Here is a 21071-nt window from a genome sequence, read left to right as displayed (position 1 = left end):
ACCATTTTCTGGCGGAAATGTTCCAGACAACGCTGTCAAAGACAGCATCGACAAGTCGGTGGGGCCAGAAGCTGGATCATGGTTTCCAGACTTCCGGCCCCACTATTCACACAGGGTTAAATCGCCGAAACCAACTCCGGCGATACCCGTCGGAAAGGCTTACTTTCCGTAGATCTGCTCCTTGGTGTAGAAGCCGTCCTGAACGTAGATGTCGATATTGTCCTTGGTCACGGCAGTCGGCGTCAGCAGAAGCGTATCGACCTGCTTGCCACCGTTGTCGAGCTTGGAATTGAATTCAGGCTTTTCGCCCTTGACCATCTGGACGGTCAGCTTGGCGGCTTCCGAAGCAATGAGTTTCAGCGGCTTATAGACCGTTACGGTCTGCGTACCGTCGATCAAACGCTTGACGGCGGCAAGGTCGCTGTCCTGTCCGGAAACGGCGGTCTTTCCAGCCAATCCCTGTGCGGCAAGTGCCTGAATAGCGCCACCGGCGGTGCCGTCGTTCGAAGCGACAACCGCATCGATCTTGTTCTGCGCAGCCGTCAGAGCGTTTTCCATGATGGAGAGCGCTTCAGTAGGGCTCCATTCCTTCACCCACTGCGAGCCAATGACCTTCACCTTGCCGGAGTCGACGGCTTCCTTGAGCGCCTTTTCCTGACCGGCGCGTAGAAGCTTGGCGTTGTTATCCGTCGGCGAGCCGCCGAGGAGATAATAATTGCCTTCCGGCTTGGCCTTCAGGACGGCTTCCGCCTGCATGAAACCGACGCGCTCATTGTCAAACGAGATATAGGCATCGATATCCGCATTAAGGATCAGACGATCATAGGATAGAACCTTGATGCCGGATGCCTTGGCATCAGCCACAACCGCGTCGAAAACCTTGGAGTTCATCGGCACGATGACGATGGCGTCCACGCCCTGCGCAATCAGGTTTTCAACCTGTTTGACCTGCTTTTCCTCGTTACCGTCAGCCGACTGCACATTGACCTTGGCGCCCAGCTTTTCTGCAGCCTCAATGAAATAATCGCGGTCACGCGCCCAGCGCTCGACGCGAAGATCGTCGATGGAAAAGCCGATGACCGGATTTTCCGGCGAAGCATAGACCGGCGTGGACGCCATGGCGCCAATGCCCAAAGCTGCGGCAACCAGCGCGCCGGTTAGAAAATTACGACGTTTCATGCAAATCTCCTCCAAACAACACCGGCTCGCTACCGGTTGATACCAAACCGCGCCCCCGAACGTATTCCGCCCCCGGAGTTCGGCACGACAAAACAGCCCACTTTGGAGCTGCTTATTCCTTGAATGGCTGATCCTCCCAAAGGCGTTTTGCGCCAAGATCACTCCATCGAGACAGCATGCAAAAGGCACACCGCCCCATCCTCGGAGACCATTGATACGTGAAGAAAAATGAATAGCAAGCATTTTTTGATTTACGTACCTCATTTTTGATCCTATGGTCCGCGTCGAGGAGCGAGAATGAAACCCACAGTCCATGATATAGCCAGAACAGCGGGCGTCAGTCTTGCCACGGTCGACCGTGTGCTGAACGAACGTCCGGGTGTAAGAGCGAAGACGCGCGACCGGGTTATGGACGCGATGAACACGCTCGGTTATGTGCGCGATGTGGGTGCTGCCAACCTTGCACGCGGCAGGCTTTATCAGTTCGATTTTATTTTGCCGGACAATGAAAACACCTTCATGCTGAGCCTGCGCGCGGAACTGCAATCCGCGACCGAACGAGCCTTGGCCGAGCGTATTCTGGTCAATGTCGTTCTTGTCCCCGCCTTCGATGAAGCAGCACTTGTCGCAGCGCTGGATGAGTGCGCCATGCGCAAGCCTGACGGCGTGGCCTTCGTGGCGGTCGATACGGATCCTGTGCGTGAAGCCTGTGCCCGGCTGGGCGAGAACGGCATTCATGCAGTTACGCTCGTATCTGATCTCGGACATTCCACACGGACGCATTATATCGGCGTGGATAACGGTGCGGCTGGACGTACGGCAGCGCGACTTCTGGGGCTCTTTGCCAACGGAACGGAAGGCGCGCTTGCGGTCGTCGCTGGTTCGTTGAAGGTCCGTGATCATCAGGAACGTTTCGATGGCTTTGCAACGGCCATGAAAGCAGACTTTCCCGGACGCGAGATATTGCCCGTGCTGGAAGGCTTCGATGAAGATCTGCGCGTGGAAAATCTCGTCGACAAGCTGCTTGACGAGCGTAGCGACATCGCCGGAATTTACAGCCTTGGCGCAGGCAATAGTGGTCTGGTGAAGGCACTGGCGAAGCACAGTTCCTATCGACCGCTCGTCATCGCGCATGAACGCGACAACGTTACCTCAAAAGCGCTGACAGATGGTATCATCCATGCGGTGCTGGCGCAGGATGCGGGCCATGAAATCCGCAGTGCCATCCGGGTTCTGAAAGCATCTGCGGATCGTCTGGCGATCGTTCCGGGACAGGAACACATCCGCATCGAAATTTTCCTTAAAGACAACCTGCCGCATTTCGACTGACGCGCGGGCCACAACGCCTTTCCAACAGGAGCAAATATGTATCTCGGGCTCGATCTAGGAACATCCGGTGTCAAGGCGCTGTTGATCGACGACGCGCAGACTGTGATCGGTTCGGCCCATGGCGAACTGGATGTTTCACGCCCCCACCCGGGCTGGAGCGAACAGGACCCGGCACATTGGATCAGGGCTTGTCGCACTGCAATCGATGGCTTGCGCACTGCCCACCCAAAGGAGTTTTCGGCGATTGTCGGTATTGGCCTCTCCGGCCAGATGCATGGTGCTACCCTGCTGGACGAACAGGATCAGGTACTGCGCCCCTGCATCCTATGGAACGATACGCGCAGCTATCGCGAAGCAGCCAAGCTTGATGCCGATCCGGCCTTTCGCGCCATCACCGGCAATATCGTCTTTCCGGGCTTTACCGCGCCCAAACTCGTCTGGGTTGCCAATAATGAACCCGATATTTTCGCACGTACCCGCAAGGTGTTGCTGCCGAAGGACTATCTGCGCCTCTGGCTGACCGGTGAATATGTCTCAGATATGTCAGATTCAGCAGGTACAAGCTGGCTCGATACCGATGCACGCCGCTGGTCTCAAGAACTTCTGGACAAGACCGGCCTCGATGAAAACCAGATGCCGCGTCTTGCCGAAGGCACGGACGCAACTGGACGCCTGCGAGCTGAACTTGCCGCCGAATGGGGCATTGCCGGTCAGCCGGTCGTGGCGGGCGGTGCTGGCGACAATGCAGCCTCGGCCTGCGGCATGGGTACGGTCAAGCCCGGCCACGCCTTTGTTTCGCTAGGCACTTCAGGCGTGCTCTTTGCAGCAAATGGGGCCTATCAGCCAAAGCCTGAAAGTGCGGTTCATGCCTTCTGCCACGCCCTGCCGGACACCTGGCACCAGATGGGCGTCATCCTGTCAGCGGCAAGTGCGCTCGACTGGTACGCGCGGCTTGTCGGCAAAACGGCACATGAGCTTGATAAAGAGCTCGGCGACACCTTGAATGCACCGGGCAGCGCGACGTTCTTGCCTTATCTCTCCGGCGAACGCACCCCGTATAACGATGCGAAGATACGTGGTGTGTTTTCGGGTCTTGAGCATGAATCCGATCAGCGGGCATTGACGCAAGCCGTGCTCGAAGGGGTCGCCTTCGCGATCCGCGACAACCTCGCCGCGCTGCAATCGGCTGGCACCGATATCAAGTCACTCACTGCCGTCGGTGGCGGTTCACGCTCTACCTATTGGCTGAAGGCAATCGCGACCGCGTTGAATGTACCGATTGCCTTGCCGGAAGAAGGCGACTTCGGTGGCGCTTTTGGCGCCGCGCGACTGGGCCTCATTGCGGCAACCGGCGCCGATCCGTTTGCCGTCTGCACGCCGCCGCGAACCGAACGCACGATAGAGCCGGAAGCCGCCCTGCTCCCGGTCTATGAGGAAGCCTATCAGCGTTATCACGCCCTTTATCCGGCACTTCACGCCCTCGCCGGTTAGTGACGCCGCCGCAAACAATCAGACATGACGACATTCGAACGGGAGGACACAATGAGCACCGGATTTTTCGGCGACATTCAGAAGGTTAAATATGAGGGGCCGGACAGCGACAATCCGCTGGCATTCCGCCACTATAATCCGGATGAAATCGTGCTGGGCAAGCGCATGGAGGACCATCTGCGCTTTGCGGTCGCCTACTGGCACAGTTTTGCCTGGGAGGGTGGCGACCCGTTCGGCGGACGCACATTCGACCGCCCCTGGTATTCCAACGAGCTGGATGCGGCAAAGCTCAAGGCTGACGTGGCCTTCGAGTTCTTCTCCCTGCTTGGCGCGCCCTATTATTGCTTCCACGATGCCGATGTGCGGCCCGAAGGACGCAACTTTGCGGAAAACACGCGCTATCTCAACGAAATCGTCGATATTTTCGAGAAGAAGCAGGCCGAGACCGGCGTAAAGCTGCTTTGGGGCACAGCCAACCTGTTCTCCAATCGCCGCTATATGGGCGGTGCCGCGACCAATCCCGATCCTGATGTTTTCGCCTTTGCCGCAGCGACCGTGAAAAGCTGCATAGACGCGACGAAACGGCTCGGTGGTGAGAACTACGTGCTCTGGGGCGGTCGCGAAGGCTATGAAACGCTGCTCAATACCGATCTTGGGCGCGAACTCGACCAGATGGGGCGGTTCCTCAATCTGGTGGTCGAATACAAGCACAAGATCGGCTTCAAGGGCACGATCCTGATCGAACCGAAGCCGCAGGAGCCAACCAAGCATCAATATGACTACGATGTCGCGACAGTCTATGGCTTCTTGAAGCGCTATGGCCTCGAAAACGAAGTAAAGCTTAACATCGAGCAGGGTCACGCCATTCTGGCCGGTCACTCGTTCGAACATGAACTGGCGCTCGCCCGTGCGCTCGGCATTTTCGGTTCCATCGACATGAACCGCAACGATTATCAATCGGGATGGGATACGGACCAGTTCCCGAACAATGTACCGGAAATGGCGCTTGCCTATTATCAAGTTCTGCTTGCAGGTGGCTTCACGACCGGCGGCACGAACTTCGACGCCAAGCTGCGCCGTCAGTCGCTCGATCCGCAGGATCTGCTGATCGGCCATATCGGTGGCATGGATTGCTGCGCGCGCGGGCTGAAAGCAGCCGCCGGAATGCTTGAAGACGGCGCATTGTCCAAGCCGCTCGACGAGCGTTATGCAGGCTGGAATGGCGACTTCGGCAAGAAGCTTTTGACTGGCCTCTCGCTGGACCAGATCACGGCTGAAGTCGAAGCGAAGGACATCAACCCGCAGCCGAAATCCGGCCGTCAGGAATATCTCGAAAACGTCGTCAATCGCTACGTTTGAAGTCATTAAATCGACGGATACAAAAAAGGGCGCCACCGGCGCCCTTTCTTCTATTACATATCGATTTCTAAAGCTTGACCCAGCCACCGTTTTTCTGTGACGAGCGCACGCAGGCATCGATGAAAGCAACGCCCTTCAAGCCGTCGTCGACGGTTGGATAAATCACGGCGCTATCCGGCTTTTTGCCGTTGCGATGAGCTTCGATGGCGTTGGCGGCTTCCGAATAAATCGTGGCAAAAGCTTCCAGATAACCTTCAGGATGCCCAGCCGGTACGCGGGTCACGCGGGTGCTCGCAGAGCCAGTACCGGCACCGCCCCGTGTGATAAGCCGCTTCTGCTCGCCAAAAGGCGTGAACCAGAGATAGTTCGGGTCTTCCTGTGCCCATTCAATGCCGCCCTTCGTGCCATAGACGCGCAGGCGCAGCGCGTTTTCATTGCCGGGCGCAACCTGGCTGCACCAGAGCATGCCCTTCGCACCGCCCGCAAAACGCAGCATCACATGCGCATTATCGTCCAGGCGACGCCCCTCGACAAAACTGTCAAGATCAGCCGCAAGGCTGTCGAGCGTCAAGCCGGTTACGAAGGAGGCGAGATTGAATGCGTGCGTGCCGATATCGCCGGTCGCGCCGCCTAGTCCCGATTGTGCCGGATCGGTGCGCCAGACAGCGCCCTTGGCACCTGTCGCTTCCACCGCTTCGGTCAGCCAGTCCTGCGCATATTCCACCTGTACGACACGAAGATGGCCAAGCTCGCCATTGGCGATCATTTCGCGCGCCTGCCGCACCATCGGATAGCCTGTGTAATTATGCGTCAGAACAAACAAGGCTCCGCTTTCGTCGGCGACTTTTTTCAGCTTCTTCGCATCGGCAAGTGTCGAGGTCAGCGGCTTGTCGCAGATGACGTGAATGCCGCGCCGCAAAAACTCCTTGGCAGCATCATAATGAACGTGGTTCGGCGTTACGATGGAAACGGCTTCGATGCCGTTTTTCAGCCGCGCCTCACGAATGGCCATATCCTTGTAGCTGGAATAGATGCGATCTTCGGCCAGCCCCAGTTCACGCCCTGAGGCCTGCGCCTTTTCCGCCGATGAGGACAAAGCGCCTGCCACCAGTTCAAACCGGTTGTCGAGACGTGCCGCCATGCGGTGCACGCCGCCGATAAACGCACCAGCCCCACCGCCCACCATGCCGAGGCGGATACGGGGAGCAGCTGTTTCCGTGGTTTTAGCTTCGATGGTCATGTCGTTCCCTATGTCTCACAAGCCAAGCATACGGCGATTGGCAGCGTCATCGGTGCCGCCGGCGGCGAAATCGTCGAATGCCTTGTCGGTAACCCGGATGATATGCGCCTTGACGAATTCGGCACCTTCGCGCGCGCCGTCTTCAGGATGCTTCAGGGCGCATTCCCATTCGACCACAGCCCAGCCGTCAAAGTCGTTCGCGGCCATTTTGGAGAATACCGCGCCGAAATCCACCTGCCCGTCACCGAGCGAGCGGAAGCGGCCTGCACGGTTGACCCAGCCCTGATATCCGCCATAGACGCCCTGTCGCCCGGTCGGATTGAACTCCGCATCCTTGACGTGGAACATCTTGATGCGGTCTTTATAGATGTCGATATTGTCGAGATAATCGAGGCACTGCAGAACATAATGCGACGGGTCGTAAAGCATGTTGGCCCGCGGGTGATTTTTGACCTGTTCCAGAAACATCTCGAAGGTCACGCCGTCGTGCAGGTCTTCGCCCGGATGGATTTCATAGCAAATATCGACACCATGCTCGTCGGCATGATCGAGGATTGGCTTCCAGCGTCGGGCGAGTTCCTCAAATGCGGTTTCGACCAGACCGGCAGGACGCTGCGGCCATGGATAGACAAACGGCCACGCCAGCGCGCCGGAAAAGGTCGCATGCGCGCCAATGCCGAGATTGCGTGAGGCGCGGATTGCCATCTTTACCTGCTCGACCGCCCAGGCCTGACGCGCCTTGGGATTGCCGCGCACTTCCGGCACTGCGAAACCATCGAAAGCTTCGTCATAGGCGGGATGCACCGCAACGAGCTGGCCCTGCAAGTGGGTCGAGAGCTCCGTGACCTCGACACCGTTCTGGCGAGCCACCCCGGCGAATTCGTCGCAATAATCCTTCGATTCAGAAGCCTTTTTCAGATCGATCAACTGGCTGGCCCATGTGGGAACCTGCACCCCGGCATAACCTTTTTCGGCAGCCCATTTGGTGATGCCATCCCATGTGTTGAACGGCGCTTCATCGCCTGCGAACTGCCCAAGAAAAATCCCGGGACCCTTGATCGTCTTCATCAAATTTCTCCTGAATATGCTCGGACCCCGCCATCAACCGGCATCGAGCAATTTGAGAGCGCGCATCGCGCTGCATATCGGGAATGAAAAGAAAAGCCGTGCGCCTGCTCAGACAGGCGCACGGTAGTCAAGCACCTTAGAACGGCGAATCCGGGAAATAGAAATCCTTCGCATTGTCCTTGGTGACGAGCGTTGCATCGAGGATGTAGCTGCCGCTCACCGGAATCTGGTCATAGAAATGACCGGCAGCGAGTTCCATGGCAGTCGAAACCATTGCCGGCGGATAGAGAACGTCAACCGGCACAAGCTTGTCGCCATCCATAACCTTCTTGATCATATCCTTGGAGCCTGCACCGCCTACGACATACTGAATGTCGCTGCGGTTCGCCTGCTTGATGGCTTCCAGCACACCGACGAGCATGTCGTCATCCTGTGCCCAGACCACATCGATCTTCGGATATTTGGTCAGGAAGTCCTGCATGACGCGGAAAGCATCGTCGCGGTTCCAGTTGCCATACTGGCGGTCCAGAACCTTCACGTTGGAGCCTTCAATGCCCTTGTCGAAACCGTCCTGGCGCTGCTGATCAATCGGGATCGGCAGACCACGAATGACGACGACCTGCGCATCGGGCGTGGTCTTCTTGATATATTCGCCAGCCACTTGTCCGAGTGCCGGGTTGTTACCGGCCACATAAAGATCGCGGATGGAATTGTCGTTGCTGCTCGGCGCACGGTCGACCAGAGCGACAAAAGTTCCCTTGTCCTTGATTTCCTTGATGGCGTTGACGAGCGGATCAGGATCAGTCGGCAGAACGACCAGCCCGTCGAGGCCCTGTACGGCCAGATCCTGCAACGCATTGGCCTGCGATGCCGCATCGGGCGACGTCTTGACGATGACGTTGAGGCCCGGATGCTCAGCCATCAGAAGCTTCGCCACGCGTTCGGCGTGATAAACGACGCCTGCCGTCCAGCCGTGATCGGCAGCCGGGATCGACACGCCGATCGTCACTTTCTTGTCCTGTGCGCTTGCTGCGCTGCCAAAGGCAAGCGCACCCGCCGTCAATGCGGCGAAAGCAAGCTTCATTAAATTCCCTCGCATAGTCTTCCTCCCAGTAAACGCGGGGCTCTCATTCCTCTCTGGCTGGAATCACCCCAACAATTCCGCCAATCCTTAAAGCGTGCCGCATTTTATCGTACTCGTATGACACGCTTTAAGTTTTTGTTTTCATGCATGTCTTTATCCCAAAACCGGTTCCAACTTTTGGAAGACATGCATTAGACCTATCTTCGCGACAGCGAACGCTGCACCAGCATGGCGATAATAATGATCGCACCCTGAATGGCTCCCAGCAGATATTCGCTGACAAAGTTCGACAGGATCATGATGTTGCCGATGATCTCCAGAATGAACGCGCCGCAGATTGTGCCCCAGATACGACCCACGCCGCCGCGTAAAGCTGTTCCGCCAACAACGACGGCGGTGATCGCCTGCAGTTCCCACATCAGGCCGGTCGTGGCCGACGTAGAACCCAGACGCGGCACATAAAGAAGCACAGCCACAGCGACGCAAAGGCCCTGAATGACGAAGGCGATAGTGCGCACTTTCTTGACTGAAATGCCGGAATAGCGCGCCACGTCCTCATTCGATCCGACCGCGATGACATGGCGGCCATAGCGGGTCCGATAAAGGACGAATGCCGCAAGCGCTGCCGTCACGAAGATGAAAATAACAGGAATAGGAATGCCAGCTATGTGTCCGTAATAGACCGGACGGTACATGGCCTGAATTTCGGAATTACGCAGAGTGATCGCACCACCTTGCGATAGCCATGTAGTGAGACCACGATAGATGCCCATCGTGCCGAGCGTTGCAATGAAGGGTTCTATGCCGCCAACGGTCGTTATCAGGCCGTTCAACAGGCCGCAGGCTGCCCCAACGATCAGCGCCAGCATCACGGCCGCAATCAGCATCATCACCGGATCGGCAATCACCCCGCTGTTCATGAACAGGATCATGATACTGGCGACGAATGCCACCATTGCGCCCACGGACAGGTCGAGCCCGCCGGACGAGATCACATAGGTGGCGCCAAGCGCGATAATGGCGATGAAAGCGCTGCGCGTTGCGACATTGAGAAGATTATCGATACTGATGAAGTTCGGGCTGGCAATCGCGCCCAGAACAAGCAGCAAGGCGAGCGCAATGAACGGGGCAATCGCCTTTAAATCCCAATCCTTGGATGTCCTCGCCACTGAGCCTTTATCGGTCGCAACCTGTGTCATCTACTTCCCACTTTATTGTTTTTATGCGGCATTTTCGGCTTCAACACCGGTTGCAAGCACGACGATGTCATGTTCGGTCATACGGTCGCCTGTTACCTCACCGGCAACCCGCCCTTCCCGCATCACGACGATGCGGTCGCAGATACCGATCAGCTCCGGCATTTCCGACGAAACGACAATGATCGACTTTCCCTCATCCGCCAGATTGGCGATGAACTGGTAGATTTGCTCCTTCGTGCCGACATCGATGCCGCGTGTCGGTTCATCGATGATGACGATAGACGGATCGAGCATCATCATCTTGGCAAGCAGAAGCTTTTGCTGGTTGCCGCCCGAAAGCTGGCCCGCAAGAATGTCCTTGCGGCCAGTACGAATATCGAATTCGCGGATCGCATCATCGAGCGCGGTGCGTTCCCGGTTGCGGTCGATCTGCAAACCGCTCACGAATTTCTTCAATGAAGCGAGCGTCAGATTGACGCCCAGATCCTTGGACAGAAGCAGCCCTTTGCCCTTCCGGTCTTCACTGAGATAAACAATCCCCGCCTTCTGGCTTTCATGCGCATTGCGGAAATGAACCGGTTTGCCATTATGGCGCGCGTTCCCCTTGCCGGGGCGCAGCCCGACAATACCTTCCATCAGTTCCGTGCGTCCCGCACCAACGAGACCGGCGAAGCCGAGTATCTCGCCCCGGTTCAGATGGAAGCTCGCATTCTGCACATAGCCAGGTACGCTGAAGTTCTCGATTTCGAGAATGGCAGCGTTGTCATGCTGGCTTACACGGTCAGGATAAAGCTTTGAAACGTCACGACCGACCATCAGGCGGGCCATGTCCGATGGCTGCAATTCCGACGACAAATGCGCTGAAACAAGCTTGCCATCGCGAAGCACAGTCACGCGATCGGATATTTCCTTCACTTCCGGCAGACGGTGCGAGATGTAGAGGACGGCGACACCCTTCGCGCGAATGTCGCGAATGACTTTCAGCAGTGCCTCTGTCTCAAAGGGCGTCAGCGAGGCGGTCGGTTCGTCGAAAATCACCACACGATGCGGCACCAGCAGCACGCGGGCAATCTGCACCAGCTGGCGCTGTGCAATCGACAAGGAGCCTACAACTGCATCCGGATCTATATCGGCACCAAGATCACGGATGGCCTTGCGCGCACCTTCGCGCATCGACTTGTCATCGACGACCAGTCCACGGTTAAGCTCGCGACCAAGATAAATGTTCTGCGCGACTGTCAGATCTGGCGCGAGCAAAATTTCCTGATGCACCAGCACAATGCCCTGTGCTTCTGCCTCCACCGGCCCCGAGAAGGAAACCGGCTTGCCATCGATGCGGATTTCCCCGCTCGTAGGACGTTCATTGCCCGCAAGCAACTTCATCAGCGTCGATTTCCCGGCACCGTTTTCACCGATGATCGCATGAACTTCGCCGCCGAAAATGCGCAGATCGATATTCTTCAGAACCTGGACAGGACCGAATGATTTGGAAAGCGACACAGCCTCCAGCAGCGCAGGCCTGTCATCTTTTTCCGGCGCACTCACAGGCGACCGCCCATAGCGAACTGCCGCACTTGGCGCTTCTCAACTGTACTCTGTCTCAATGCTTCTGGCTGCACGTGAACTCCTCCCAAAGCGTCACGATGAAAAGCTTAGCTTTCGTTTTGAGGTACGTAAAGCAAAATGTGCACTCTATCCCATCATCAAACCGGAGAAGCCCTGCCCTTGCAAGGCTTCGGTCTCTATGCGGACGAGCCTGATCAATCGTCCTGATGGATCGGTTCATCGACAAATGTACCGCCCTGATAGACTGCGAGCGCGGAATCGGGTGCCGGCCGTGGTGTCGTCTTCTCGAGTTCGACGCGGAAACGTTCGGCGTTGTCCTTCGGGTGCCAGCCGAGAAAACGCGCATGGCTGTTATCCCACCACATCGAGTCGTTGTTCGATACACCCCAGATGACGGGACACCCAAGCATCGGCGCCCGGAAAACACACTCGATGAGGCCGGCAAAATCATCATACGACATCCAGGTGGAAAGCATGCGATGATTGCGTGGCTCTTCGAAGCAGGAGCCGATGCGCACGATCGCCGTCTCCTGCCCGAACTTGTCGTGATACAAGCTGGCAATGGACTCGCCGAAGCATTTTGAAACCCCGTAAAGACCGTCGGGCCGCGCGGGTGCCGTTGCGTCGATATGCTCATCCTGCCGATAGAAGCCGATCGTGTGATTTGAGCTGGCGAATATAATCCGCGGATGGCCATGCGCCCGCGCTGCTTCGTAAAGATTGTACATTCCCACGATATTCGCATTGAGTATCTTGCTGAAAGACGCCTCGGTCGAAATACCGCCGAGATGCAGAATACCGTCACAGTCCTCGACTAGACGCATGACCGCGTCCAGATCGCCAAGATCACACTGAACCAGCTCTTCATTGGGCTTGGCTTCGCCCATGTCGGCAACGTCGGAAAGGCGTAGCAGCTCAGCCTGCCCGACCAGTTTTTCGCGCATCACGCGCCCCAGTCCCCCCGCAGCACCGGTAATCAAAAGTCTTTTCACGAAAATCTCCATTCGGACGGGATAGGGCACAATTCGACCGCTCGGCTTGCGGGCATCAGCCCTCGTCAACGGTTATCCTTTGGATGGAAAAGCAGCGTCCCCTCCCAGGTACGTCGCCGCACCAACCATCATACATGTCCGAAGGTGACCGTCAACGCCGGCACGGCCAGCAGCCTATCCTTTGCGCCCCAAGGCCCAGGCGAGATACGGCGCACCAACAAGGGCAGCAAAAAGCCCAAGCGGCAGCTCATAGGGAAATGTTGCATTGCGTGCGCCAAGGTCGGCTATCGTCATCAACAACGCACCGAGGAGCGCCGAGGCCAACACGTGGCTCGCAGCCCGGTCAAATCCCATGCGTCGCGTCATATGCGGCGCCATCAGGCCGACGAAACTCAGTGGCCCCACGAGCAGTGAGGCAGCCGCGCTCGCAATACAGGCGAGAAGAATGGTCGACACACGCGCCGGGCCGACGGGCAATCCCAACGACACAGGCGTCGTTTGCCCGAGCGGCAGGATCGTCAGCCAACGGGTCAGGAGTAGAGCCGCCAACGTCACGCAGATGCTCAAAACCACGAGAAAAATGGCTGTTTCAGGAGTCGCGGACGCAGATGAACCACCGAGCCATGCAAGAAGTTGCCACGACCGTTGATCGCCAATGGCGAGAAAAACACTCAGTATGGCAGACGCGAATGAGCTAACGGAAATGCCAGCCAGCAGAAGACGATTGGGCGAAAGATGTCTCTGACTTGCAAAACTGAGGACGACGACCATCGCCGCAAAGGCACCTATCGCGGCACACAGCAACAATTGAAAATTGTTGGGTGCGGCAAACAAGGTTAGTGCGATTGCAAAACCAATACCTGCACCACCGCTGACGCCGACAACTTCCGGGCTTGCCAATGGGTTGCCGGTGAGGCGCTGGAGAACGGCACCTGCCATTGCCAGCAGGCTTCCCGCCGCTGCCGCTGCCAGAAGACGCGGCCAGCGCAGAGGCAGAAGTTCGGCAAAATCTTTTCCCGTTAGCAACGACCAGCCATCGGGCGTCCGCACCAGCGAGAGCGCCAGGAAAGCAGCAATTGCGAGCAATGCCAGCAACAGCAAGGCTTTGGTGGCCGAGGCGCGCGCGAATATGGCCGGGCTGCCTCCAGCCGATCCGGAAGAGCGGACACGTGGAATGAGCCACAAAAGGAGCGGTCCTCCGATCAGAGCCGTCACCGCACCGGTCGGGAATGTTTCACCGAGACTGGAACCAAGCCATTGCACGCCGCCGTCGCAAAGCCAGAGCAGAATTGCGCCAGCGAGTGGCGCAGCAACCAGCACCGTACCGGGCTTGCGAACGCCAAGCCCCCGTACGATTGCCGGTGCGGCAAGGCCGATGAAACTGACAAGCCCGACATTCGCGGCAACCCCTGCAGTCAACACAACAGCAACCACCACGACTGCCACGCGCAGCCATGCCAGCGGCACGCCGAGCGCCCGCGCACTGCTATCGCCAAGCCCCACAAGTGCCAGCGGGCGGCTCAACATGATTGCGGCAACCAGACCTATGACGAACTGAACCGCCAGTACTTTAGCGGCAGACCAGTCCTGCTGACTGAGCGAACCGCCATTCCATGTCACCAGCGACATAAGATATTCGCCTTGGGAGAGCGTCATGGCGGCGGAAATCGCGCTGCACGTCACACCGACAAGCAGACCCGAAATCACCATCGTCACCGGTTCAAGGCGGCTTCGCCATCCGAGCAGAAAGACGATGACGGTCGCAAGCCCGGCTCCTGCCAGCGCGACGGCCCAGCGAAACTCATCAAGGAGAGCCGGGAAAAACAATGTGGCCGTGACGATGGCAAGCTGCGCGCCGGACGAAACGCCGAGCGTCGATGGATCGGCAATCGGATTGCTTAAAAGCCTTTGCAGCAGCGCACCGGCAAGCCCCAATGCGGCACCGGCAAAGATGGCGACCGCTGCGCGCGGCAGCACCGCGTAGGCCAGAATGACCTGTTGGGTATTCATTTTATCCGGATTGAACGGAACGGCAGGCCATTGCGCGAATGGCAGAAACGCGTTCGCATTCCACAGACACAGCGCCAGCGCGGCCACGATGCCAACCACAGCCGCTACGCTAAAATTCCTTTGCGTCACCGGCTGCCCTCCGGTTGTTCCAGCAGGGCATGTTTTAAAAGGCGCGCGAATCGCAATCCCGCAGTGATGCCGCCATAAGGATTGACATTACCCAGCATATGAACGCGTCCCTCGCGGACCGGCTGCAGCGAGCGCCAGATCAAGCTGTTACGCAGGCTGTTGCGCGCTTCGACTGGAATATCGGAAATGATAACGATCCGCGCTTCCGGCTTTTCTGCAAGAGATTCCAGCGGCACGGGAGCCGCGAACGTAAAGCGCGAACGGTCCTTCCACGCATTGGGAAGTCCCAACCTAGACAGAATATCACCGAACATGCTGTCATCGCCGAAAGCGCGAAAATGGCGCGCATCGCCGATATTGACGAGATATGTCGGGCGGTCCACGAAAGGCTTCAGCGTCCCTGCGGTTTGCGCAAGAAAAGCTTCCTGCTCGCTTAGAACAGCCTCTGCCTTTGCCTCGAGTCCCAGCCTGCTTCCCAGTTTCGCTACCGCCGCAAGGGCCTTCTGATAGGGTGGTTCTCCCTGCACATAAAACGGCAGAGACAGAACCGGCCCGATCGCTTTCAGCGCCGGTTCATGCCGGGTGTAGAATGGAGAACTCAGGATCAGATCAGGTTTCAAGAGATAAAGAAGTTCGAAATTCGGCGACCCCCGAAGGCCAAGATCGGTAACCAATGCGGGGATATCCGGCTCGACTGCATCCTTGCGAAACTGAATCAGTTCCGTCGCAGCAATCGGCGTAACGCCAAGTGCTATCACCGTTTCGAGCATTGCCCAATCGATGGCTGCGATGCGCAGCGCCGAACTGGCGCGTGCGCCCTGCGGCAAAGCCAAAGCCGCCAGAAGGCCCAGAGCTTTCCGGCGGCTGATATTAAGGGACGAGAAACCCGCCCCGTGTTGCGGGTTTTCTACCATGAAAAGGTCAGCGTACTCATATAGGTTCTGCCGTCACCATAGTTACATCCAAAGGAACTGCAACTTGCGACATACTTCTTGTCCGCAATATTCTTGACACTGAGTATCCCCTTTATGCCATCCTTCTGATAGTGGACAGCTGCGTCTACCAGTGTCACCCCGTCGAGGTCGTAGGTATTTCCCGTATCGCCGTAGCGTTGGCCCAGATAGCGTACTCCACCGCCGAGGCCGAAACCGTGGAGAGCCGAGCCCTCCTGAAAGGTATAATCCAGCCAAAGGCTTGCGGAATGTTCGGGCACATTGGGCGGGCGATTGCCGTCGTCTTTCCCGCTGACGATTTCGGCCTCCATATATGTGTAGGCGGCGCGCAGATCGAGCCCCTGGGCGAGGCTCGCTACACCTTCCAGTTCCAGCCCCTTTACCTGCACTTCGCCAATCTGTTCGGTCGTTGAGCCACCGCCCGGCAGCGCAACCGAAATCGGTACATTCTGCTGGCGGAGATCATAGACTGCAGCGGCGAAATAACCGTCCCAGCCATTCGGCTGATATTTGACGCCAGTCTCCAACTGCTTGCCCGTCGTCGGCTGCAGAACCCCTGCCGTCGCGGAAACTGCCACCGGTTCGAAGGAGGTTGAATAGCTTACATAAGGCGCAATGCCGTTATCGAAGACATAGCCTATGCCGGCCCGTCCGGTCAGCTCTTCGTCATCCTGATCAAGCGAGCGGGCAACCGGCGTTGCAGGCACATAGTTGGTCGAGGTGCCGCGCGTCGTCGCCCAATCCTGACGCAAGCCGAAGGTCGCACGCCAGTTGTCATAGGTCAGTTCATCCTGCGCATAGATACCGAGCTGCGTCATGCGGGAAACCACATGGGTGTTCACCGAGTTGCGCAGCAGCTTTATCGGCCCACCATAGACCGGATTGAAGGCATCGAGAGGCGTAGCGCTCCAGAACTGTGTCTTGGCGCTGTTGTCGAAATAGCGATAGTCGACACCGAAGAGGACCTTATGTTCGACAGGTCCCGTGTCGAACTCCGCGACCAGATTGTTGTCGATATTGAATGTGTTGAGCAGTTCGTCCTGAAAGGTCGCCGTTCGGTTGATGGTCCGCCCGTCGGCTGCAAGCCCTGCCGTTGCATAGCCAAGCGCCGTATAATCCCAGTTCTGATTGGAGTAACGGGCGTTCTGGCGAAACGTCCAGGTTTCGTTGATGCGGTGCTCCAGCTCATAACCGAGATTGACAACATTGCGATCGGAATCGTCGAAGCTCGGGTCACCGACGTAGAAATCGCGGGGGAGACTGTAATTTGTGGCATTCAGTGTCAGACTTGGCGGCAGGCCTGAGGGCGAGCTGGGATTGTCATGCTGGAAGCTGGTCAGAATTGTCAGTTTGGTGTCTTCGTCGGGCTTCCAGGTGAAGGCCGGGGCAATGAAGTACCGATCATTGTCGAGATAATCGGTTTGGGTTCCAGCTTTGCGCACCAGACCCGTCATGCGATAGGCAAGACTGTCATTGTCGAGAACCGGGCCACCCACATCGAAAAATGTGCCGTAAGTATTATAACTGCCAGCCTGAAAGCCGATTTCACCGAACTTCTCGAAAGTCGGGCGTTTGCTGATCATATTGATGAGCCCGCCGGGATTGCCCTGCCCGAACATGACCGAAGCAGGGCCGCGCACCACCTCGATACGCTCCAGCATATAGGGATCGACCGCCGAGGCGCCTGCAGTCCGCATCAGGCGCAACCCGTTCAAGAACTGCACCTGCCGGCCGTCGAAGCCGCGAACGAGAGGCGAGTCAAAACGAGGGTCGGAACCGTAGGGTTCAGAAACAACACCTGCAGAATAACCGAGCGCTTGCCCCAAAGTCTGGGCGCCCTGCGCACTGATCTGATCGGCTGTGACGACTGAAATCGATTGCGGCGTCTCAACCAGCGGAGTTCCGGTCTTGGTTGCACTGATGCTCGTCTTTGCGACATAGCCTTTTACGGGGGCCGTCGGGTCCTCACGGCTACCTTCAACGACGATGGGTGCAAGAACTGTAGGTGCGGCGGCCTCCTGTGCAAACGCTCCGGTCACAGCGGCAAAAGTGGTACTGGAAATGGCTGCAGCGGACAATAGACCGTGCAATCGGGCTAGGACGCTCACTGGGTTCCCCTCAAAACATAAACTGGACTCCATTAATCATCTTTTGTCGATCGATCCAATAAGTTGAGGGTGTCTTTTTCATAATCATAACTTATGATGCTTACTGCCGTCATAGTTTTGAATTATTCAAAAAAGCACGCAAATGCCGCCAGCTCCGAATAAAAACACTGCCGCCCGCTCCTTCGAGTTGCGCCACTTGCGCTATTTCTGCGCTCTGGTGGACGAGAAGAATTTCGAACGTGCTGCCGCGCGACTGGGCATCGCCCAACCCGGCCTCAGTCAGCAGATCATGGCGCTAGAGGCAATCGTCGGCTCGCCATTGATCGACAGGTCGCGGCGTTCGGTGCAACTGACCCAGTCCGGCGAGGTGCTTTATCGGGAAGCTCTCAATATCCTTGCACAGACCGATGCAGCCATGGTGGCAGTCAAGCGCGCCGGTCGGGGCGAAATCGGGCAGGTTTCCATCGGCTATGTAGCGTCAGCCGCCTATTCCGGTATTGTCTTCGAAGCCATTCGCAAATTCCGGTCGGAATATCCCGATATCGCAGTCAACCTCACTGAAATGGAATTGCGGATGCAGCTCTCGCGCATTTCAGACGGCTTGCTGGATATGGGTTTTATCCGCTGGCCCGCCTCGCTGCCGCCCGGCTTGACCAGCCTTGTCGTGAAACATGAGCCACTTGTTGCCGTGTTGAACGAAGCCCATACTCTGGCGAATTGCAGCACAATCCGGCTCGAAGCTTTGAAGGAAGAAACCTTTCTCACACCACGTCAACCCGCCGACATCGGCTTTCACAGGACGACACTCGAAGCCTGCCGATGTGCCGGTTTCGAGCCTGATATCAACGCCCAGGCATTAGACTTCACCGAAATAGCAAGCCGTGTGGCAATCGAGCTCGGCGTTGCACTGGTGCCCAAATCGATGAGTGCTGTCGGCCTTCCCGGCATACGCTATGTCGATATAAGTGGTATTGCCGTAACCTCGGACGTGGCCCTCGCCTTCCGTAAAAGCGAGCCCTCACAAGCCGCAAAGAGTTTCATAGCCCTATGCCGTCGCGCTCGATAAAGATCAAGATTATGCGGCCGGCAACAGGCTTATCAGATTATCGATCAGCGGCGAGCGGTTGTTCTTCATCGAAACCAGCCCCAACCGCGCCAGAAGAGGTTCGCCTTCGATAGGACGGTAAGTCACTCCGGCCAGCTTGATCTGCGCAATGGCGGTTGGGACAATCGAGACGCCCAGATCGGCTGCGACCAGATTGACCACAGACGGCATCTGCGGCGCTTCCTGCGCTACGATCATTTCAAAGCCCGCATTCCGGCAAGCCTCAACCACATCGTCGTAAAGGCTAAGCCCCACAATGCGCGGGAAAAGCACGAATGCCTCCTTTGCCAGAGCTGAAATCGGCAGCTTGGGATGAACGGCAAGCGGATGATGGCTCGGCAGGGCGATCAGCATCGGCTCATCAGCCAACCGCTTCATGCGTACATCCTTGGGATTTTCCAATCCGGGCCGGATGAAGGCAGCGTCCACTTCTCCCCTGACCAACTTTTCCATCAGCAAATGACTGTTCATCTCCGTCAGGGTCAGCCGGACATCGGGCCATCTGGCCCGAAACTTGCGGATCGTACCGCTAACAGTCGGGTTGAACGCGGACGATGCAGTGAAACCCAGCGCGAGCCTGCCGGTTTCTCCACGCGCCGCGCCCTGGGCTGCGAGCTTCGCCTTCTCGGCGGCGGCAAGGGAAGCCTTCGCTTCACCAAGAAAAGCCGTGCCTGCTGCCGTCAGTTCGGCTCCATGCGGCACGCGATGAAACAACGCCACACCGATCTCGTTTTCGAGGTCACGTATCTGCTGGCTGAGCGGCGGCTGACCGATACCGAGCTTCGCAGCCGCGCGGGTAAAATTGCCCTCTTCGGCCACGGCCAGAAAATAACGCAGATGACGTAGTTCCATCGCCATATCCAAAAGCTATTGCAATTGCCACTTCCATATATTGGACAAATGAAGCGTATTTGACTAGATCAAAAGCGGGAGGATTTGAAAAGGCAAAGTCATGTCACGCCTCGCAGAACGCAGCCTCGACAGCGTCAGAACACCGGAAAGCCAGCTCAAGCTCGTTTCAGCTCCCACGGCAACCGAACAGCAACACTATCTCGTCAAGGGCACACCGGCATTTCGCAATGCAAGCATTGCGCTGTTCCTGTCCGGCTTCGCGACCTTCTCGCTGCTTTACTGCGTCCAGCCACTGATGCCGCTTTTTGCGCATGATTTTAACATCACGCCCGCGGTAAGTTCCCTGTCACTTTCCGTCTCGACGGGTTTTCTCGCCTTTGCAATTTTCTGTGCCGCCGCTGTATCGGAGCGTTTCGGGCGCAGGACCTTGATGTTCGTTTCGCTTCTCGGCTCAGCACTTTGCACGATAGCCAGTGCATTGGTGCCGGACTGGCATATGCTGCTCATCATCCGCGCCCTGCAGGGACTGCTGCTTGGCGGCGTGCCAGCGGTCGCCATGACCTATCTGGCTGAAGAAATCGACCCGCGCGGCCTTGGCGCTTCAATGGGGCTTTATATTGCTGGCAACGCGTTCGGAGGCATGGCGGGCCGTGTCATTGCCGGAACGCTCGCAGAGTATTTCTCCTGGCGCGTCGGGCTGGCGGGCATGGGACTGCTTGGACTTGCCGCATCCATCGGTTTCCTCTTTCTGCTGCCCGCCTCGCAGAACTTCGTCCCGCGCCCGGGCTTCAATGCACGGTTTCACCTCGGCGCATGGATCGGCCACATCCGCAACCCGGCCTTGCCGCTGCTCTTTGCCATTGGCTTTCTCGTGATGGGTTCCTTCGTCACCATCTACAACTATATCGGTTTCCGTCTTGTCGCAGCGCCTTACAGCCTCAGCCAGACAGCGCTCGGCGCCATTTTCACGGTTTATCTGTTCGGTATCGCCGCTTCATGGCTTGCTGGCAGGATGGGCGACAGGCTCGGCTATTTCACCGTTCTTCCCATCGGCCTTGCGATACAGGCGGCGGGCTGTCTTCTGACCCTGTTTGCGCCGTTGCCTGTCATCGTCCTGGGTATCATCCTCGTGACTGTCGGCTTCTTCGTCAGCCATTCGGTCGCCAGCGCTCTGGTCGGACGACTGGCACTCCACACAAAGGGACATGCATCGTCACTCTATCTGCTCGCCTATTATCTCGGTTCCAGCGTAGCCGGTGCAGCGGGCGGCTATTTCTGGGTTGCGGATGGATGGTCTGCGGTTGCCGAGTTCACCTTTGTCATGCTTGCCGTTGCGTTCGCGGCGGCATTGGGTGCAGCCCAACTGTCGAGGCGGAACTAAGATTGGAAAAAAGATAAAATTGTATG

General features: G+C 57.4%; 16 protein-coding genes. 5 read left to right on the top strand and 11 right to left on the bottom strand.

Translation table 11 applies throughout. The annotated features are described in order from the left end of the window. Window positions 1-159: 159 nt before the first annotated feature. On the bottom strand, window positions 160-1179 hold the full coding sequence (gene xylF, locus MKS82_RS18485) for a D-xylose ABC transporter substrate-binding protein (RefSeq protein ID WP_061347830.1): 1020 nt from the start codon (window positions 1177-1179) through the stop codon (window positions 160-162). Between the two features lie 297 nt (window positions 1180-1476). On the opposite strand from xylF, the gene MKS82_RS18480 reads away from it, so the two are divergent. From MKS82_RS18480 to xylA, 3 genes are read left to right on the top strand one after another with little or no spacing between them, the layout of a single operon-like run. Further along, the gene (locus MKS82_RS18480) at window positions 1477-2508 is read left to right on the top strand and encodes a LacI family DNA-binding transcriptional regulator (protein ID WP_109987408.1); all 1032 of its coding nucleotides are present in this window, start codon (window positions 1477-1479) and stop codon (window positions 2506-2508) included. Between the two features lie 36 nt (window positions 2509-2544). Continuing rightward, window positions 2545-3999: a xylulokinase gene (gene xylB / locus MKS82_RS18475; protein ID WP_109987409.1), complete on the top strand. Its 1455-nt coding sequence runs from the start codon at window positions 2545-2547 to the stop codon at window positions 3997-3999. Between the two features lie 51 nt (window positions 4000-4050). Further along, complete coding sequence (gene xylA, locus MKS82_RS18470) at window positions 4051-5358, top strand: xylose isomerase (RefSeq protein WP_109987410.1); 1308 nt, start codon at window positions 4051-4053, stop codon at window positions 5356-5358. A gap of 67 nt (window positions 5359-5425) precedes the next feature. Here xylA and MKS82_RS18465 read toward each other — a convergent pair whose 3' ends face one another. The 9 genes from MKS82_RS18465 to MKS82_RS18425 all read right to left on the bottom strand — a co-directional run bounded on the left by MKS82_RS18465 (window position 5426) and on the right by MKS82_RS18425 (window position 17740). After that, a complete protein-coding gene (locus MKS82_RS18465) occupies window positions 5426-6598 on the bottom strand; it encodes a Gfo/Idh/MocA family protein (protein WP_109987411.1) in 1173 nt (390 codons plus the stop codon). 15 nt (window positions 6599-6613) lie between these two features. Continuing rightward, window positions 6614-7666 carry a sugar phosphate isomerase/epimerase family protein gene (locus MKS82_RS18460; protein ID WP_105544554.1) on the bottom strand — a complete coding sequence of 351 codons (1053 nt, stop codon included), beginning with the start codon at window positions 7664-7666 and terminating at the stop codon, window positions 6614-6616. Between the two features lie 136 nt (window positions 7667-7802). Further along, the gene (locus MKS82_RS18455) at window positions 7803-8765 is read right to left on the bottom strand and encodes a substrate-binding domain-containing protein (RefSeq protein WP_012092835.1); all 963 of its coding nucleotides are present in this window, start codon (window positions 8763-8765) and stop codon (window positions 7803-7805) included. 182 nt (window positions 8766-8947) lie between these two features. Further along, complete coding sequence (locus MKS82_RS18450) at window positions 8948-9949, bottom strand: ABC transporter permease (RefSeq protein WP_109987412.1); 1002 nt, start codon at window positions 9947-9949, stop codon at window positions 8948-8950. Between the two features lie 21 nt (window positions 9950-9970). After that, window positions 9971-11494, bottom strand: a complete 1524-nt coding sequence (locus MKS82_RS18445) for a sugar ABC transporter ATP-binding protein (protein WP_240579155.1) — start codon at window positions 11492-11494, stop codon at window positions 9971-9973. Window positions 11495-11709: 215 nt separating this feature from the next. Further along, on the bottom strand, window positions 11710-12507 hold the full coding sequence (locus MKS82_RS18440) for an NAD-dependent epimerase/dehydratase family protein (protein WP_109987545.1): 798 nt from the start codon (window positions 12505-12507) through the stop codon (window positions 11710-11712). Between the two features lie 174 nt (window positions 12508-12681). After that, on the bottom strand, window positions 12682-14646 hold the full coding sequence (fhuB, locus tag MKS82_RS18435) for a Fe(3+)-hydroxamate ABC transporter permease FhuB (RefSeq protein WP_109987414.1): 1965 nt from the start codon (window positions 14644-14646) through the stop codon (window positions 12682-12684). Further along, on the bottom strand, window positions 14643-15560 hold the full coding sequence (locus MKS82_RS18430; protein ID WP_181394272.1) for an iron-siderophore ABC transporter substrate-binding protein: 918 nt from the start codon (window positions 15558-15560) through the stop codon (window positions 14643-14645). The genes fhuB and MKS82_RS18430 overlap by 4 nt, the downstream gene beginning before the upstream one ends. Beyond that, entirely contained in the window at window positions 15554-17740 is a 2187-nt protein-coding gene (locus MKS82_RS18425) for a TonB-dependent siderophore receptor (RefSeq protein ID WP_109987415.1), read from the bottom strand. The genes MKS82_RS18430 and MKS82_RS18425 overlap by 7 nt, the downstream gene beginning before the upstream one ends. 109 nt (window positions 17741-17849) lie before the next feature. Here MKS82_RS18425 and MKS82_RS18420 point away from each other — a divergent pair, with 109 nt between their 5' ends. Next, window positions 17850-18773: a LysR family transcriptional regulator gene (locus MKS82_RS18420; protein ID WP_109987416.1), complete on the top strand. Its 924-nt coding sequence runs from the start codon at window positions 17850-17852 to the stop codon at window positions 18771-18773. Between the two features lie 9 nt (window positions 18774-18782). Here the strand turns inward: MKS82_RS18420 and MKS82_RS18415 are convergent, their stop codons facing one another. Next, entirely contained in the window at window positions 18783-19664 is an 882-nt protein-coding gene (locus tag MKS82_RS18415) for a LysR family transcriptional regulator (RefSeq protein WP_109987547.1), read from the bottom strand. Between the two features lie 100 nt (window positions 19665-19764). On the opposite strand from MKS82_RS18415, the gene MKS82_RS18410 reads away from it, so the two are divergent. Further along, on the top strand, window positions 19765-21045 hold the full coding sequence (locus MKS82_RS18410) for an MFS transporter (protein ID WP_109987417.1): 1281 nt from the start codon (window positions 19765-19767) through the stop codon (window positions 21043-21045). Window positions 21046-21071 lie beyond the last annotated feature (26 nt).

The sequence above is a fragment of the Ochrobactrum sp. A-1 genome (assembly GCF_022488005.1).
Classification (GTDB): Bacteria; Pseudomonadota; Alphaproteobacteria; order Rhizobiales; family Rhizobiaceae; genus Brucella.
This window is presented reverse-complemented; position numbering and strand designations above follow the sequence as displayed.